The 14,603-nt window shown below is 69.5% G+C and carries 15 protein-coding genes; 3 read left to right on the top strand and 12 right to left on the bottom strand.

Going from position 1 to position 14,603, the window contains the following annotated elements:
• Positions 1-7: 7 nt before the first annotated feature.
• Both HEP74_RS01440 and arfB read right to left on the bottom strand, forming a co-directional pair.
• Positions 8-610: a lysophospholipid acyltransferase family protein gene (locus HEP74_RS01440; protein ID WP_185814874.1), complete on the bottom strand. Its 603-nt coding sequence runs from the start codon at positions 608-610 to the stop codon at positions 8-10.
• A gap of 3 nt (positions 611-613) precedes the next feature.
• Positions 614-1,045: an alternative ribosome rescue aminoacyl-tRNA hydrolase ArfB gene (arfB, locus tag HEP74_RS01435; protein WP_185814873.1), complete on the bottom strand. Its 432-nt coding sequence runs from the start codon at positions 1,043-1,045 to the stop codon at positions 614-616.
• Positions 1,046-1,235: 190 nt separating this feature from the next.
• On the opposite strand from arfB, the gene HEP74_RS01430 reads away from it, so the two are divergent.
• On the top strand, positions 1,236-1,775 hold the full coding sequence (locus HEP74_RS01430; protein WP_185814872.1) for a DUF2059 domain-containing protein: 540 nt from the start codon (positions 1,236-1,238) through the stop codon (positions 1,773-1,775).
• Between the two features lie 283 nt (positions 1,776-2,058).
• Here the strand turns inward: HEP74_RS01430 and HEP74_RS01425 are convergent, their stop codons facing one another.
• From HEP74_RS01425 to HEP74_RS21830, 8 genes are all read right to left on the bottom strand, one after another.
• A complete protein-coding gene (locus HEP74_RS01425; protein ID WP_255427937.1) occupies positions 2,059-2,859 on the bottom strand; it encodes a pseudouridine synthase in 801 nt (266 codons plus the stop codon).
• A gap of 282 nt (positions 2,860-3,141) precedes the next feature.
• Positions 3,142-3,492, bottom strand: a complete 351-nt coding sequence (locus HEP74_RS01420) for a DUF3147 family protein (RefSeq protein WP_185814870.1) — start codon at positions 3,490-3,492, stop codon at positions 3,142-3,144.
• Positions 3,493-3,562: 70 nt separating this feature from the next.
• The gene (gene ubiB, locus HEP74_RS01415) at positions 3,563-5,221 is read right to left on the bottom strand and encodes a ubiquinone biosynthesis regulatory protein kinase UbiB (protein WP_185814869.1); all 1,659 of its coding nucleotides are present in this window, start codon (positions 5,219-5,221) and stop codon (positions 3,563-3,565) included.
• Positions 5,218-5,859 (bottom strand): ubiquinone biosynthesis accessory factor UbiJ, encoded by a 642-nt coding sequence (locus HEP74_RS01410; RefSeq protein ID WP_185814868.1) that lies wholly within the window; start codon positions 5,857-5,859, stop codon positions 5,218-5,220. Before HEP74_RS01410 ends, ubiB begins: the two co-directional genes overlap by 4 nt.
• Before the next feature lie 66 nt (positions 5,860-5,925).
• Positions 5,926-7,842 (bottom strand): prolyl oligopeptidase family serine peptidase, encoded by a 1,917-nt coding sequence (locus HEP74_RS01405; protein WP_255427844.1) that lies wholly within the window; start codon positions 7,840-7,842, stop codon positions 5,926-5,928.
• A gap of 350 nt (positions 7,843-8,192) precedes the next feature.
• Complete coding sequence (locus HEP74_RS01400) at positions 8,193-8,351, bottom strand: DUF1328 domain-containing protein (protein ID WP_003468167.1); 159 nt, start codon at positions 8,349-8,351, stop codon at positions 8,193-8,195.
• A gap of 62 nt (positions 8,352-8,413) precedes the next feature.
• Positions 8,414-9,424: a 2-alkyl-3-oxoalkanoate reductase gene (gene oleD, locus HEP74_RS01395; RefSeq protein WP_185814866.1), complete on the bottom strand. Its 1,011-nt coding sequence runs from the start codon at positions 9,422-9,424 to the stop codon at positions 8,414-8,416.
• Positions 9,421-9,543, bottom strand: coding sequence for a hypothetical protein (locus HEP74_RS21830; RefSeq protein WP_255423626.1), 123 nt, complete (start codon positions 9,541-9,543; stop codon positions 9,421-9,423). Before HEP74_RS21830 ends, oleD begins: the two co-directional genes overlap by 4 nt.
• A gap of 78 nt (positions 9,544-9,621) precedes the next feature.
• Between HEP74_RS21830 and HEP74_RS01390 the strand changes: the two genes are divergently transcribed.
• Positions 9,622-10,761 carry a serine hydrolase domain-containing protein gene (locus tag HEP74_RS01390; protein WP_185814865.1) on the top strand — a complete coding sequence of 380 codons (1,140 nt, stop codon included), beginning with the start codon at positions 9,622-9,624 and terminating at the stop codon, positions 10,759-10,761.
• Here the strand turns inward: HEP74_RS01390 and HEP74_RS01385 are convergent.
• Together HEP74_RS01385 and oleC are read right to left on the bottom strand one after the other, a co-directional pair.
• Positions 10,745-12,325 (bottom strand): winged helix-turn-helix domain-containing protein, encoded by a 1,581-nt coding sequence (locus HEP74_RS01385; protein ID WP_185814864.1) that lies wholly within the window; start codon positions 12,323-12,325, stop codon positions 10,745-10,747. The two genes, HEP74_RS01390 and HEP74_RS01385, sit on opposite strands and share 17 nt — an antisense overlap.
• Positions 12,326-12,335: 10 nt before the next feature.
• The gene (oleC, locus tag HEP74_RS01380; RefSeq protein ID WP_185814863.1) at positions 12,336-13,988 is read right to left on the bottom strand and encodes an olefin beta-lactone synthetase; all 1,653 of its coding nucleotides are present in this window, start codon (positions 13,986-13,988) and stop codon (positions 12,336-12,338) included.
• A gap of 214 nt (positions 13,989-14,202) precedes the next feature.
• On the opposite strand from oleC, the gene HEP74_RS01375 reads away from it, so the two are divergent.
• Positions 14,203-14,577, top strand: coding sequence for a YkgJ family cysteine cluster protein (locus HEP74_RS01375; protein ID WP_185814862.1), 375 nt, complete (start codon positions 14,203-14,205; stop codon positions 14,575-14,577).
• Positions 14,578-14,603 lie beyond the last annotated feature (26 nt).

Here is a 14,603-nt window from a genome sequence, read left to right as displayed (position 1 = left end):
GCCAGCCTCACAACGTATCGCGATGCTTGCCGCGCCACGGCCGGTACCAGGTGCGGATCGCGGCGATGTCGGCCTGCATGTCGGCGCTGGTGTGGAACAGCGGGCCGAGGCCGACGGTGCGGCTGGGGTAGTCGAAGTACACCGGGAAGATCGGGATCTCGGCGCCATGCGCGATCTTCCAGAAACCGACCTTCCACTTCTCTACACGCTTGCGCGTGCCTTCCGGCGTAATCACGTACCACATGCGCGGCGCCTGCCGGATCAGCGCCACCGCCTGCTCGACCACGCCGCGTGGCGACTTGCGGTCCAGCGGGATGCCGCCGAGCTTGCGCAGCAACGGCCCCAGCGGCCACCAGAACAGCTGGCTCTTGCCCATCACCCGCACTTCGAAGCCGACCGCGAACTTGACCGCGAAGCCGAGGAAACCGTCCCAGTTGGACGAATGCGGGGCGACGATCATCACCAGCTTCGGCACGTCCGGGAATTCGCCCACCACCCGCCAACCGGTCAGGCGCAGCGCGGTGCGGCCGAGCCAGCGGCCGAAGCGGCTGGGCTTGACCATCGGCATGTTGGGGGTGGCGGGGGGCAACGAAAAATCGCGTTCGCTCAAAAGTCACTCCCAGCGGCCGGGCGAACGGCCGCGTTTGATCTGGCTGCGCTCGCGCTTGTCATCCAGGCGCCGCAGCTTTGCGCCCTTCGAAGGTTTGGTGGCGATGCGCCGCTTCGGCACCGACAGCCCGGCGGCGATGAACTCGGCCAGGCGCTGGCGCGCATCGTCGCGGTTGCGGTCCTGGGTGCGGAAGCGTTGCGCATCGATCACCAGCACGCCCTCGGCGGTGATGCGCCGGTCGCGACGCGCCAGCAGTCGCGCACGCAGCGGCTCCGGCAGCGACGGCGAGCCGGCCAGATCGAAACGCAGCTCCACCGCGGTGGAGACCTTGTTGACGTTCTGCCCGCCGGCGCCGCTGGCGCGCACGAAGCGCTCGACGATTTCGCTTTCCGGAATCGCCAGGCTGTTCGAGATGTGGATGGCCCCATTACCCATCCGCGAATTGTAGGGCATCCGCCAGACGGCTTGATTTTCCAAGGCCCGCGGCCGCGACGTGAAGACGTGGGCAGTGCCGGCGGCCGCGGCGCGACGTCGGAGCTGGGCCGGCCACGCGGGCCGGCGCAGACGACGAGGCCGCGGCGATTCCCGTATCCTGGCCGCCGGTCATAGCCTTGCAGGACGCTCGATGAACCCGACCCCGCTCCTTTCCCGTCGCTGGCCGCAGCGCCTGCTGCTGGCCGCGCTGCTGGCCCTGGCCGCAGGCTCCGCGCTGGCCGAACCGCCCAGCGACGGCGACGTCAACCGCCTGCTGTCGGCCTCGCGCGCGCAGAACATGCTCGACAGCATGCTGCCGCAGATCGAGGCGATGCAGCGCCAGCAATTCGCGCAGCTGACCGCGCAGCGCCCGCTCGACGCGGTACAGCAGCAGAAGGTGCAGCAGATCCAGGAGCGCACCCAGGCCACCGTGCGCAAGGCGCTGTCGTGGCAGGAACTGCGCCCGCTCTACGTGAACCTGTACAAGCAGTCGTTCTCCAAGCAGGACGTGCTGGCGATGGCCGAGTTCTACGAGAGTCCGGCCGGCCAGAGCATGCTCGACAAGACCCCGCAGCTGATGCAGAACCTGATGGGCGCGATCCAGCAGAAGATCACCCCGCTGTTCGCCGACCTGCAGAAGGACCTGGAGCAGACCGTCAACACGCCGCCGGCGGCGCCGGCGAAGAAGTAGTCCTGCCGCGACCATCGCGTTGCGCGCGACGCGCTGCACCGCGCTTCCTGTAGGAGCGGTTTCAACCGCGACGAGCGAAGCGGCTGGCGTTGCGCTTGCGGCAGAGGTCTGGATCGACATGTCCCGGCCGCAGCTGGAAGCTCAGGCCGCGCGGAAGGCATCGTCGGAACGACTTTGGGTGGCGTTAGGTCATGCGTCGTCGCGATCGGGCATTACCGGTAGCTCCGGTCGCGGCTGAAGCCGCTCCTACACAAGCGCGCACCACGAACCCTATGAAAAAGCGCTAGCCAGCGAGTTCGCCTGGCGCATCTGCCAATCGTTCCGCCTCGCTCCGCACCCACGGCGCAGGCGACCAGCCGAACAATCCGAACGCGCGCACGAACTCCGCATCCAGCGGTGCGTTCACCTCGATCCGGCGCCCGTCCGGATGCGGGAACGCCAGGCGCTCGGCGTGCAGCAGCATGCGGTGCACGCCCTGCATGCGGAAGATGCGGTTGTGGCGGCCGTCGCCATGGCTGGTATCGCCGATCAGGTGATGCGACAGATGCTTGAGGTGGCGGCGGATCTGGCGGAAACGCCCGGTCACCGGGCTGCAGCGCAGCAACGCGTAGCGCGAGGTGCCGAACTCGCCCGACGGCACCTGCAGCTCGCCGCAGGCCAGGCGCTGGAAACGAGTCTGCGCCGGTTTCTTCACCGGCTTGCCGGGGCCGCCGTCGAGGTCGTGGTCGACGTCGAAGCGTTCCTCGGCCGGCCAGCCGCGACAGATCGCCAGGTAATCCTTGTCCACCTCCCCCGCCATCAGCGCCTTGCCAAGCGCGCTGGCGGTGTCGCGGTCGAAGGCCAGCAGCAGGCAACCGCTGGTGGCGCGGTCGAGCCGGTGCACCAGGAAGATCGGACGCCCCAGTTGCGCACGCAGGCGATCGGCGAGGAAGTCGTCCTCGCCGCGGGCCAGCTTGCTGTCGTGGACCATCAGCCCGGCCGGCTTGTCGACCACGGCCAGGAACGGGTCCAGATAGAGGATCTGCAGGGAATCGGGAGAAATGCTCACCGCCGGATTATCCGCGCCCGGCGCCCCCGGCCACAATGCGCGCGTCACGCAGCGTCCGGTTCCAGGCCGTCGACGTCGCCGCGCGATGGTTCGACGATGGCCTCCCCACAGCTGCGGAGTCCCGTTGAAATGCTGGAACTGCCCGACGCCGCCGCAGCCGACGCCAACGCGCAGCCCAAGGCGACCGGCAGCCTTATCGGTGCCATGGCGTGTCGCTTCCGCGTACTGCCATGTCATCGCGTGGACTCACGTCCTCCCGTTTCCTGCCGCAGGCACGCGCAAGCGTGGCGCGATCTGCTCATGGGTGGATGACACGCCCTACAGCAACTGGATCCCGAAGCGGCGCACGCCCAGCGCCAACGCGCCGAAGCAGGCGATGGTCAGCAGCGCGCACGCGGCCAGCGTCCACCAGAAGCCCAGCCGCGGCAGCAGTAGCGGAAACGCCAGGAACATCGGCAGCGTCGGCAGCACGTACCAGAACGTATACCAGGCGTGGTTGGCGATCTTGGCCTGCGGCTGCCGCTCCAGTTGCAGCCAGACCAGCGTCAGCACGGTCACCAGCGGCAAGGCGGCGATCAGCCCGCCGAGCCGGTCGCTGCGCCGCGCCACTTCGGAAATCGCCACCACCAGCGCGGCGGTGATCAGATACTTGCCGACGATCCAGGGCATGCGCAGCTCCCAACAGGTGAAAAACGCAGGACGCGGCCAGCGCGGGCGTTCGCTCGTGGCGGCGAAGCGCCTAGCGCCGCCACCACGCCGAGAGCAGGCTGACCACGCCGATGCCGCCGGCGATCCATGCCCATAGCGAGGCCCCGCCGAGTTGCGGCCCGCCCGCGTGAAGCGCGTACAGCAGCACGGCGACGGTGAGCAGACCCACGCCGGTGATCGCGGTGACCACGCGGCGCTGCATGCGCAGCAGGATCAGGTTGAGGTCGGACAGGTCGCGCGAGCGCATCGACAGCTCGTGGCCGCCTTCCACCTGCTGGCGCAGCCAGCTGTGCACCAGGCGCGGCATGTCCGGCGCATGGGTCATGATTTCCGGCAACCGCTTGCGCAGTTCGTGCAGCGCGCGCTGCGGGCTGTAGCGCTCGACCAGGATGCGCTCGAGCACCGGCCGCGCCACCGCCCAGATGTCCAGCTCCGGGTCCAGCTGGCGGCCCACGCCTTCGATGTTGAGCAGGGTCTTCTGCAGCAGGATCAGCTGCGGCTGCAGGGTCAGCTGGTAGCGCTGGGCGACGCGGAACAGCTTGATCAGCACCTCGGCCAGCGAGATCTGCGACAGCGGCCGGGTGAAGTACGGCTCGCACACCGAGCGCGCCGCCGCCTCCAGTTCGTCGATGCGCACGTTGGCCGGCATCCAGCCCGCCTCCACGTGCAGCTCGGCCATGCGCCGGTAGTCCTTGTTGAAGATGGCCATGAAATTCTCGGCCAGGTAGTACTGATCTTCCTGCGACAGCTGGCCCATGATGCCGAAGTCCAGCGCGATGAAGCGCGGGTTGATCCGCCGCGCCGGATCGCTGTCGACCCAGATGTTGCCGGCGTGCGCATCGGCATGGAAGAAGTTGTCGCGGAACACCTGCGTGTAGAACACGCGCACGCCCTTGGCCGCCAGCGCCTTGCGGTCGATGCCGGCGGCGTCGAGCGAGGCGATGTCGTCGGAAGGGATGCCGCGCACCCGCTCCAGGGTCAGCGCGCGCTCGGCGGTGTGGCTCCAGATCACCTCCGGCACGTACATGTCGTCCGAATGCAGCCAGAAGCGGCGCAGCACGCTGGCGTTGGCGCCTTCGCGCTGCAGGTCCAGCTCCGCGGCCAGGGTGGTCTCGATCTCGGCCACCACTTCGCGCGGACGGATCTTGTCGGCGCGCGGGTGCGCGCGATCGACCAGCGCGGCGGCGGACTTCAACAGCGCGATGTCGGCATCGATCTGCCGCTCGATGTCCGGGCGCAGCACCTTGACCACCACTTCGCGACCGTCGTGCAGCGTCGCCGCATGCACCTGCGCGATCGAGGCCGAGGCCAGCGGCGTGGTGTCGAAACTGGCGAAGGCCACGCCGATCGGCTGCCCCAGCGCCTGCTCGACGATGCGCCGCGCGGCCTCGCCGTCGAACGGGCGCACCCGGTCCTGCAGCAGGGTCAGTTCCTCGGCCACGTCCGGCGGCATCAGGTCGCGGCGGGTGGACAGGATCTGCCCGAACTTGACGAAGATCGGCCCCAGGTCCTGCAGCGCCAGACGCAACCGCGCACCGCGCGACTGCGCGGCGATGTCCGGGCTGGCGCGCGGCACGAACGGCTTGGCCAGGCGCAGCCAGCGCTCGGCCGGGGTGCCGTCGAGCAGATCGTCCAGGCGGTAGCGCAGGATCACCCGGCCGATGCGGCTGGCGCGGAACATCGCCTTCATGCGCCGTGCCCCGGCTGCAACCTGGCCACGCGCGCGGCCAGGCGCTCGACATCGTCGCGCACCGCATCCACATCGTCGTAGAACGCATCAAGCTCAGCGCGCGGGACCACGTCGCGCGACTCCTCGGTGACGAATTCGGCCGCGCTCTGCGCCAGGTCCTGCGCGCTGCGCTGGGCCTGCTGCAGCGCCGCGCGCGCGGCGTTGGCGAACTGCACGCCGAGCACGTCGCCGAACACCTGGGTGAACGGGCGCTGCCAGTCCGGGTCGAAGCGCCCCGCCAACTGCTGCAGGCGCCGCGCCAGTTCGGCATCGCCGGACACCCGCACCCGTCCGCCGGGACTGGCGCCGCGCCGTGCCTGGGCCAGGAATGGCAGCTGCGCGAACAGCCCGCCGAGGGTGCTGCGCACCGCAAGATCCGGCTCCTGCGCCGTGTCCACCGGGCCGACCTGCAGGCGCGTGCCGTCCACCCGGATCTGCAGCGCCAGCGCCGGCGCCTCCAGGGTCAGCGCCACGCGCTGGCCGTCGAGGCCGCGCAGCGCCTCGCGGGTATCCGGGTCCAGCGCCAGCGCGCGGTTGAGCGCCGCTTCCAGCGCGCGGCCGGCCAGGGGCTTGAGGGCATCGAAGGGAGATCCAGGCATGCCGCGCATTCTAGCGGCAGACACGTCGCCGCACCGTGCGCGCGGCAGACTGTGAAGCGCGCCGCGCTACTGCGCCTGCGCGCCCCCCAGGTGTTTGCTCAGGAACGACAGCAACTGAGTGTAGTAGGCGCGCCGGTGCGGCTCGGTGTAGAAGCCATGGCCCTCGTTGGGGAAATACAGCGACTCCACCGGCGCACCGGCTTTCTTCAGCGCCTTTTCCATGCGCTCGGTGTGCTGGATCGGCGCACGCTCGTCCTTGCCGCCGGCGGCCAGGAACACCGGGATGCGGATGCGATCGGCCAGATTGACCGGCGAGCGCGCGGCCAGGGTGCTGCGTTCGCCAAGCCAGTCGCCGGCCCAGTTCTTGGCCCAGCGCGCACGCCTGGCCTGGTCGCGGTACATCGCCTCCAGGTCGTAGACGCCGACGTAGCCGGCGGCGCAACGGTACAAGGCCGGTTCCCTGGCCGCGCCCATCAACGCCGCGTAGGCGCCGTAGCTGGCGCCGTAGAGGCAGATGCGCGAGGCATCGGCGATACCCTGCGCAGCCGCCCAGCGCGTAGCATCGGTCAGGTCGTCCTGCATGCGGCCGCCCCATTCCTTCGCCCCGGCCTGGGTGAAGGCACGGCCATAGTTGCCCGAACCACGGTAATTGACCCGCAGCACCGCGTAGCCCGCCGCGGCCAGCAGCTGCGCGTCGTCGTCAAAATTCCACGCATCGAATACGCCGAACGGCCCGCCGTGCGGCAGCAGCACCATCGGCAAGGGCTTGCCCGCCTCGGCATGCAGCGGCAGGGTGAGATAGCCGTGCAGCGGCAAGCCATCCCTGGCCTTGAAGCTGACCTCGCGGCTGGGCGGCACCTGGTCGGGCCGGAACCATTCGCGCCGGCTGAACACGCGCTTGGCCTGCTTGTCCACGGTGTCGTACAGGAAATAATCGCCGTTGTTGCGATCGCTCCAGACGTATAGCAACACCAGCCGGCGATCGGCCGTTGCCGAGGTGATGAACACCGCATCGCCGTTGAACGCCTTTTCCAGCGATCGATACAGGCGCGAGGTCGGCGCGTTGTCGTCGAAGAAGCGGTTGCGCACCCGATCGCTCATGAACGACATGCCGATCGGCGTCTTGCCGTCCAGGTCGCGCAATACCCGGTACGGGTCGACCTGCTCGTCGCGCAGCAAGGGCGAGTAGCGATCGGTCGCCGGATCCCAGGACACCACCGCATCCGGACCGCTGGCCTGTTCCACCTGCAGATAGGCGAGCTTGTCGTCGCTGGAGAACCCCAGCGGATAGGCGCGGTGGAAGCTGACGGTTTCGTCGTTGATCAGCCGCCACGGCGTGTCGTTGTCGTCGCGGTAGTAGAGCTTGCTAAAATTGCCGCTATCGGCGCCGTTGGCGAAACGCACACGCCCGGCATGGTCGGCGACGAAATCGGCCCGCGACACCGGCGCGGTCGCCACTGGCGTACGCCGGTGATTGTAGATATCGAGCTTGTCGATGCGGATCGTGGGATCGCTGCTGGGCGCCACTACCGACACCAGCACGTTGCGCGGATCCTGCGCCAGGGTATCGAGCATGTACACCGACGGATCCAGGCCCGCCTTGAGCGTGGTGGCATTGACCGCATCGTTCATTCCATACGGGCTGGCGAGCAGGCGCGGATTCTTGCCGTCGGCATCGATGGCGTGCAGTTGGCCGATCGCCACCGGTTCGTCGCGCGTGCCGAAGCGCTCGGCCATCGATACCACGATGCGCTCGTCGTTGGCCCACCAGAAATCGTCGATCACCGAGTCGGCACCGCCGATGATCCTGGCCGAAAGCTGCTTGTCGCTGCGGCGAACGACCACCAGCCCGGTGCGGTCCTCCATCGGCTGGGTAACGGCATAGTAGGCGCCGGTCGGCGAGATCTTGACCCGCTCGAACTGGTCGCGCTTCAGATACGGGGTCAGATCCAGCGGCGGCGGCTCGGCCTGCGCGCATGCCATGCAAGAAGCCAGCGCAAGGCCGGCCACGAACGTCCAACGTCGCATCGATTCCCCAACCACATCCCCTGATAGGCCTATGGTGGCAAGCCCCGAGCTCGGCGTCCATCCCTTGCCGACATTGCCGCATAGCTTACCCAGCGCACCTCGATGAGCCCATGCTATCGCCCCTGTATGGGCATGGCGGAAGCAACGACACGCGCAAGACATAGCGCTGCTTAGCGCGGTGGCGTTGCTGGAATCCGGCGACGCACTGGCGCGCATCAGGCGCCAGCGGCGCGCACAAAAACGAACGGCCCGCCGCGCCGGATGTTCTCCGGTGCGACGGGCCGTTCGGGATGCTACGCGGGCGACTACACCTTGCCGCGACGGAACATCGAGATCACGGCCAGGATCAGGAATACCACGAACAGGATCCAGGCGATGTTGGTCGCGGCGCCGGCGATGCCGCTGAAACCCAGCACGGCCGCGATGATGGCGATGACGAAAAAGATGATGGCGTAATGCAGCATGGCAAGGTCCAGAAGTTGTCGTGCCGAATCGGCGCGCAGTTATCTTCGGAAACCGCCGGTCGTCAGGAAGTGACGGAAGTGTCGCGGCGCCATGATGACGCCAGGCGCTGCAGGCCCTGCTCGATCGAAACCTGCGGTACATAGCCGAAATCGCGTCGCGCCGGTTCCATGCTGTACCAATGCGGCGTGCACAGCTGCTCGGCCAGGAAGCGGGTCAGCGGCGGCTCGCCGCGCAGGCGCAGCAGCGGCCACAGCGTTTCGCAGGCGGCGCCGATACGATAGGCCGCCTTGAATGACAGGGTCTTGGTGACCGGCGGCGCGCCGACCGCGGCCAGCAGCTTGTTCAGCAACTCGCGCATCGGCAACGGCTCGCCGTTGGAAATGAAGTACGCCTTGCCGGCGCAGGCCGCGCCGACGCGCAGATGCTCGAACGCGTCGAAATGCGCCTGCGCGGCATTGTCGATGAAGGTGGAATCGACCCGGTTGTCGCCGCCGCCGACCAGGCGCACACGCCCGGCCTGCGCGCGCGCGACCAACTTGGGCAGGATCTGGTTGTCGCCCGGCCCCCAGATCAGCCGCGGCCGCAGCGCCACCACCGCCAGTTGCGCGTCGTTGGCGGCGAGCACCGCGCGCTCGGCGATCGCCTTGGTCGCCGCGTACGGCGCCTGGAAGTTCTCGCCATACGGCACCTGGTCCGCGCCCAAGCCCTCCACCGGATGCGTGGCGCGATGGGTCACGCTCGGCGTGGAGGTGTAGATCAAACGGCCCACGCCGTGCGCGCGGCAGGCGGCCAGCACGTTCTCGGTGCCGACCACGTTGGGCTGGTAGTAGCTGTCGTAGCTGCCCCAGGCACCGGCCTTGGCCGCGTTGTGGAACACCGCCTCGGCGCCGGCGACGGCGTGGTGCAGCGCTTGCGCATCGGTCAGGTCGCCGCGCACCTGGGCCACGCCCAGCGCCTGCAGCTCCGGATAGTGGCCGCGGTTGTAGCTGATCACTTCATGCCCACGCGCGATCAGGCCGCGGCACAGCGCCTGGCCCAGGAATCCACCACCGCCCGTCACCACTATCTTCATCGCGCCGCACCGATCGCATCAGGGCGCACACGATAGCCGGGGTCGCCGGGGAAGGCGATCCGCACGGCCGCGGGCGACGCCAGGGCGCACCCCAAGTCATTGATCTTGTGGAACTTCATAATTCTTCACCGTGGCATCAGGCACTTCATCCACGGCGCTGGCGCAGTGCGCGGACTGCATCCTTCCGGAGTTTCACCATGTCGCGCCTTCCGTTCCTGCTGTGCACCGTGTTCGTCCTCGCCGCGCCTGTCGTCCATGCCGCGCCCGCCACCACCACCAGCAGCACCACCACCACCACGCCGCCGGCGCTCGAAGACGGCTGGAAGGTCGCCGACCCCAAGGCCACCGGCTGGAACATGGCCACGCTCGCGGCACTGGAGCAGGCCATCACCGACGGCAAGGCGCCGAACACCAGCAGCATGCTGATCGTGCGCGACGGCGCATTGGTCTACGAACGTTACTTCGGCGATGCCGACCGGCAGACCCTGCAAGACACCCGCTCGGCGACCAAGAGCATCACCGCGATGCTGGTGGGCGCGGCGATCGAGCGCGGCCGCCTGGCCGGCGCGCAGGCCAAGGTCTACGACTACTTCGGTGACCGTCATTGGCAGCAGCCCGATCCACGCAAGCGCTCGCTCACCGTCGAGGACCTGCTGACGATGAGTTCGCAACTGGAATGCGACGACGAGAACGCGTTCTCCAGCGGCAACGAGGAACGCATGTACGTCAGCGCCAACTGGACCCAGTTCGCGCTGGACCTGCCGATCAAGGGTTACGCGCCGTGGATGACTCGCCCCGAGAACAGCCCGCATGGCCGCGCCTTCGCCTACTGCACCGCCGGCAGCTTCCTGCTCGGCGCGCTGGTGGAAAAAGCCACCGGCCAGCACCTGGAAGACTTCGCCGCGCAGGCGCTGGAACGGCCACTGGGCATCACCGACGTCCACTGGGGCCGCTCGGCCGAGGGCGTGGGCATGGGCGGCGGCGGCACCCGCTACCGCAGCCGCGACCTGGCCAAGTTCGGCCAGCTGCTGCTCGACCAGGGCCGCTGGCACGGCCAGCAGGTGCTGCCTGCGGACTGGGTGCGGGCGATGACCACGGTGCACGCGCAGGCGCGCGAGGACGCCGACTACGGCTATCTGCTGTGGCGTTTCCGCTTCCCGGTGCGCGGGGTGGAACGCGGGGTGTGGGCGATGTCCGGCAACGGCGGCAACTACGTGTTCGTGCTGCCCGAGGAGCGCCTGGTGGTGGTGATCACCCGCAGCGCCTACAACACGCCGAAAATGCATCCGCAATCGCAGGCGCTGCTCGCCGACTACGTGCTCAAGGCGTTGCCGTAGCCGCGCCGGTTTCCTGCGGGAGCAGGCCGGCTTGGCGCACCTGCGCGCGCTGGGTGGCGATGTCGGCCTGGTTGTGCGCCAGCAACGTGGCGAAGCCGGCCTGCGTGCGCAGCGGCGCCAGCAGCGGCGACACCCGCAGGTAGGCCGCATCGCGATAGCCGGCGGCCTGCGCGCGACGCAGCGCATCCAGCGCCGCATCCGGGTCGCCGGCCAGTTGCAGCAGCAGCGCCGCATCCAGCCCATCGAGTGGATCAGCGCCACGCGCGAGGTTGCGCAACAGGTCCTGCGCCCGCGCGCGCAGCGCCGGCGCGGCTGGTCGTGGCTGCGCGCCCAGCGTCCATGCCACTGTCTGCCCCAGGCTGCCCTGGGGACGTAACCGCAGCGCCTGCAGGCTGGCCTGGCGCGCACGCGCCGCATCGCCCTGCACCAATGCCAGTTCCGCTTGCAGCAGGTACAGCCCGGCATAGGCGGTACCGCGCCCCAGCGCCTCGTCCAATGCCGCCTGCGCTTCGGCGGTGCGGCCATGCGCGAACAGGAAACTCGGCCAGGCCACGTTGGAAAACGCGCTGTCCGGATACAACTGGAAGCTGTCGCGATAGCGTGCTTCGGCGGCGCTGACGTAGCCGAGCAGGTTGAGGTTGCTGGCGATCTGGATCGGCAGGAACCGCACCCGCGCCGGATCGCGCACCTGCAGGTTGGCGGCCAACGCCTGCGCCAACTGGCCCTTGCGTTCGTACAGATACGCAGCCGAGCCGCGCACCGCATCGGCGCCCGGATCCAACTGCAGCGCGCGCTCGTAGGCGGCCAGCGCCGCCGCGTACTCGCCGCTGCAATCGTGCGCGTAGCCGAGCGCGGCATGCGCGGCGGCCAGCTGCGGCTGCGCCGCAATCACCTGCGCCGCCAGGCGCCGCGCGAGCGCGACGTACTGCGCATCGCCGCCGTACTGGCACACGCGTGCGCTGTAGGCGCGACTGAGCCCGAGCAACGCACGCGGCTCGTCGGGCACTTGCTGCAAGCGCTGCCGGTACAGCGCGATCGCGCGTTCGTTGTCGTCGCGCTGGCCGATGCCGGCGTAGTACTCGGCGCGTTGCAGCAGCGGCGACGTCGCCGCTTGCGGTAGCGGCGCAGACCACGACCACGCCAGCGCCGCCAGCGTCCCGACACCGAGCACGACCGCTGCCGCGATCGCGACGCCATGCCAACGCGGGCGTCGCGGTGCCGGTGCGTCTTCCCTGTCGCCGCCGTCTTCGTCGCTGCGCACCGGCGCGCACAACTGGTAGCCCTGGCCGCGCACCGAGCGCAGGTAGCGCGGCTGCCGCGAGGCATCGCCCAACGCCTGCCGCAACAGGCGCACGCGCTGGGTCACGGTCTCCTCGTTGACCAGCGCCGGCGCCCACACCTGCGCGATCAGTTCGTCGAAGCCGACCACGCGCTGGCCCTGCTGCAACAGGTAATGCAGCAGGCGGAAACTCAGTCCGCCCAGCTCCAGTGCCACGCCGTCGCGCTCGACCCGCTGCCGTGCCACGTCGATGCGCAGGTCGTCCAGCCGGTAGCGCTCGCCCATCGCCGCGGCCTCAGCGCAGTTCGTCCTTGGCCCACAACGCGAGTTTCTCGCGGCCGATCTTGGCGTTGTGGCGGATATCCACCGGGAAGCCTGGATGACGCAGGAAGTCGGCGATGCCGGCGGTGTGCGCATGCGTCTGCGCCAGTGCGCGCAGCACCGCTTCCGGCTGCGCCGGCGGCGCCACGCCCGCCTGCAGTTCGTAGCACAGCACCGGCCGCTGCGCGCCCGCCGCACCGATCCCGACCAGCGCGCTGCGGCGCAGCCACGGCAAGGTGTTGAAGATCGGTTCGACCTGCTCGGTGTACAGCGGCCCCTGCGCGGTCTCCACGCGCTGGGTCTTGCGCCCGCAGAACCACAGCCGGCCCTGCGCGTCGAAGTAGCCGATGTCGCCCATGCGATGCACGATGCGCTCGCTGCCGTCGTCCAGGCGCTCGCGGATCTTGGCGATGCGCGTGGCCGCATCGCGGTTGAAATAGGTGTCGGTGGTGGTCGGCCCGGCCACGGTGATCTCGCCGACCGTGCCCGCGGGCAACTCGCGCACGCCCGGCCACTCGGGAATCGCCGCATCGTCGATGGCGATGATGCGCACCACGTTGGGCGCCACCACCGCGCCGACGCAGGTGCCGGCGCCGGTTTCGGTGGCCGTGCGCGTGTCCTGCAGTTCGCGGCCTTCGATCGCCGCCACCGGCAGGCACTCGGTGGCGCCGTACGGCGTCCACAGCTTGCCGTCCTCCGGCAGCAGGCTGCAGATCTTGGCGACGATTTCCGGCGGCACCGGCGCGCCGGCCGAAGTCGCGCAGCGCACGTTCGGCAACGGCCGGCCGTAGTCGGCCAGCACCCGCATCAGCGCCGGCGAACCGAACAGCTGGGTCACCCCGAAGCGGTCGATCGCATCGTGCAGCTTGCGCGGATCGGCGCTGGCCGGACGCGTCGGGTCCATGTCCGGGATCACCGAGGTCAGCCCCAGCGCTGGGTCGAACAGGGCGAACGGCGGGAAGGTCGGCAGGTCGATGCCGCCGGGCTGCATACCGAACGCGTTGCGCATCAGTTCGATCTGGCCGACGAAATGGCGGTGCCGGTAGACCACGCCCTTGGGCACGCCGGTGGAGCCGCTGGTGAACAGGATCGCGGCCACGTCGTCAGCCGCGGTGTCGGCCAGCTGGCTGCCGGCACCGCTCCCGGCACGCTCGATCTGCGCCAGCGTGGTGCCGCCCCAGGCCCAGCGCCGGCCCACGGTGACGATGCGCCGCGCCGAGCGCGCCCAGCCCAGCAGCCGCCGCGCCAGCTGCGCCAGCGGGATACCGATGAACGCCTCCGGCTGCGCCTCGTCCAGGCACTGCTTGAGCGCGCGCTTGTCGATGCCCGGATCCACCAGCACCGGCACCGCACCGGCCTTGAACAGCGCGAACATCAGCAGGAAGAATTCCGGCGACGGTCGCACCATCACCACCGTGCGGGTGCCGCGGCCGATGCCGTAGCCGCCCAGCCCGGCGGCGATCGCGTCGCTGCGCGCATCCAGCTGCGCATAGCTCAAAGTCACGTCGTAGGCGGCCAGGCCGTCGGCGCCGCGGCGGCCCGGGCAGCGGATGGCGATCTGGTCGGGGCGCTCGCGCGCCAACGGCGGCAGCGTCGCGGAGATGTTGCAGATGGGGGTCGTGGTCATCGGTCGATTATCGCCGATGGCGCCGGCCATGCCTTTACCGGCATGCGTTTGTCCAACATGCCGCGGCCCGAGGAGTGGGTTCGGCAGCGGGCACCCGGTCCGCCAGCGGCGCGGCGGCGCCACGCACCTGAACGCCGGCGCGCTTGCAGCGCGCGCCGGTTCGGTCAGAATGCCGCGCCTCCCACCGCTATTTGCCGCGCAAGGCCCGGCTGCCATGGCACATCCCTGCCTCACCTGCGGCGCCTGCTGCGCCTACTTCCGCGTCAGCTTCCACTGGAGCGAAGCCGATCCCGAGCTGGGCGGCAGGGTCCCGTTCGCGCTCACCGAGCCGTTGCGCACCCACGAACGGGTGATGCGCGGCACCTCGCAGGCGCAGCCGCGCTGCGTGGCGCTGGATGCCGAGATCGGCCGCTACAGCCGCTGCACGATCCACGACCGGCGTCCCTCGGTGTGCGCCGCGGTGCCCGCCTCGCTGGAGTTCGGCGAACGCAGCGCGCAGTGCGACAAATCGCGGCTGGCGCATGGTTTGCCACTGCTGACCGCGGACGACTGGGGCGGCGTGACCGAGCGCAATCTTCCGGACGCCTGATTGCGCGATGCTGCCGCGCTCGGCGC

Origin of the sequence: Xanthomonas sp. SS, from assembly GCF_014236835.1 — a bacterium.
Lineage (GTDB): Bacteria > Pseudomonadota > Gammaproteobacteria > Xanthomonadales > Xanthomonadaceae > Xanthomonas_A.
This window is presented reverse-complemented; position numbering and strand designations above follow the sequence as displayed.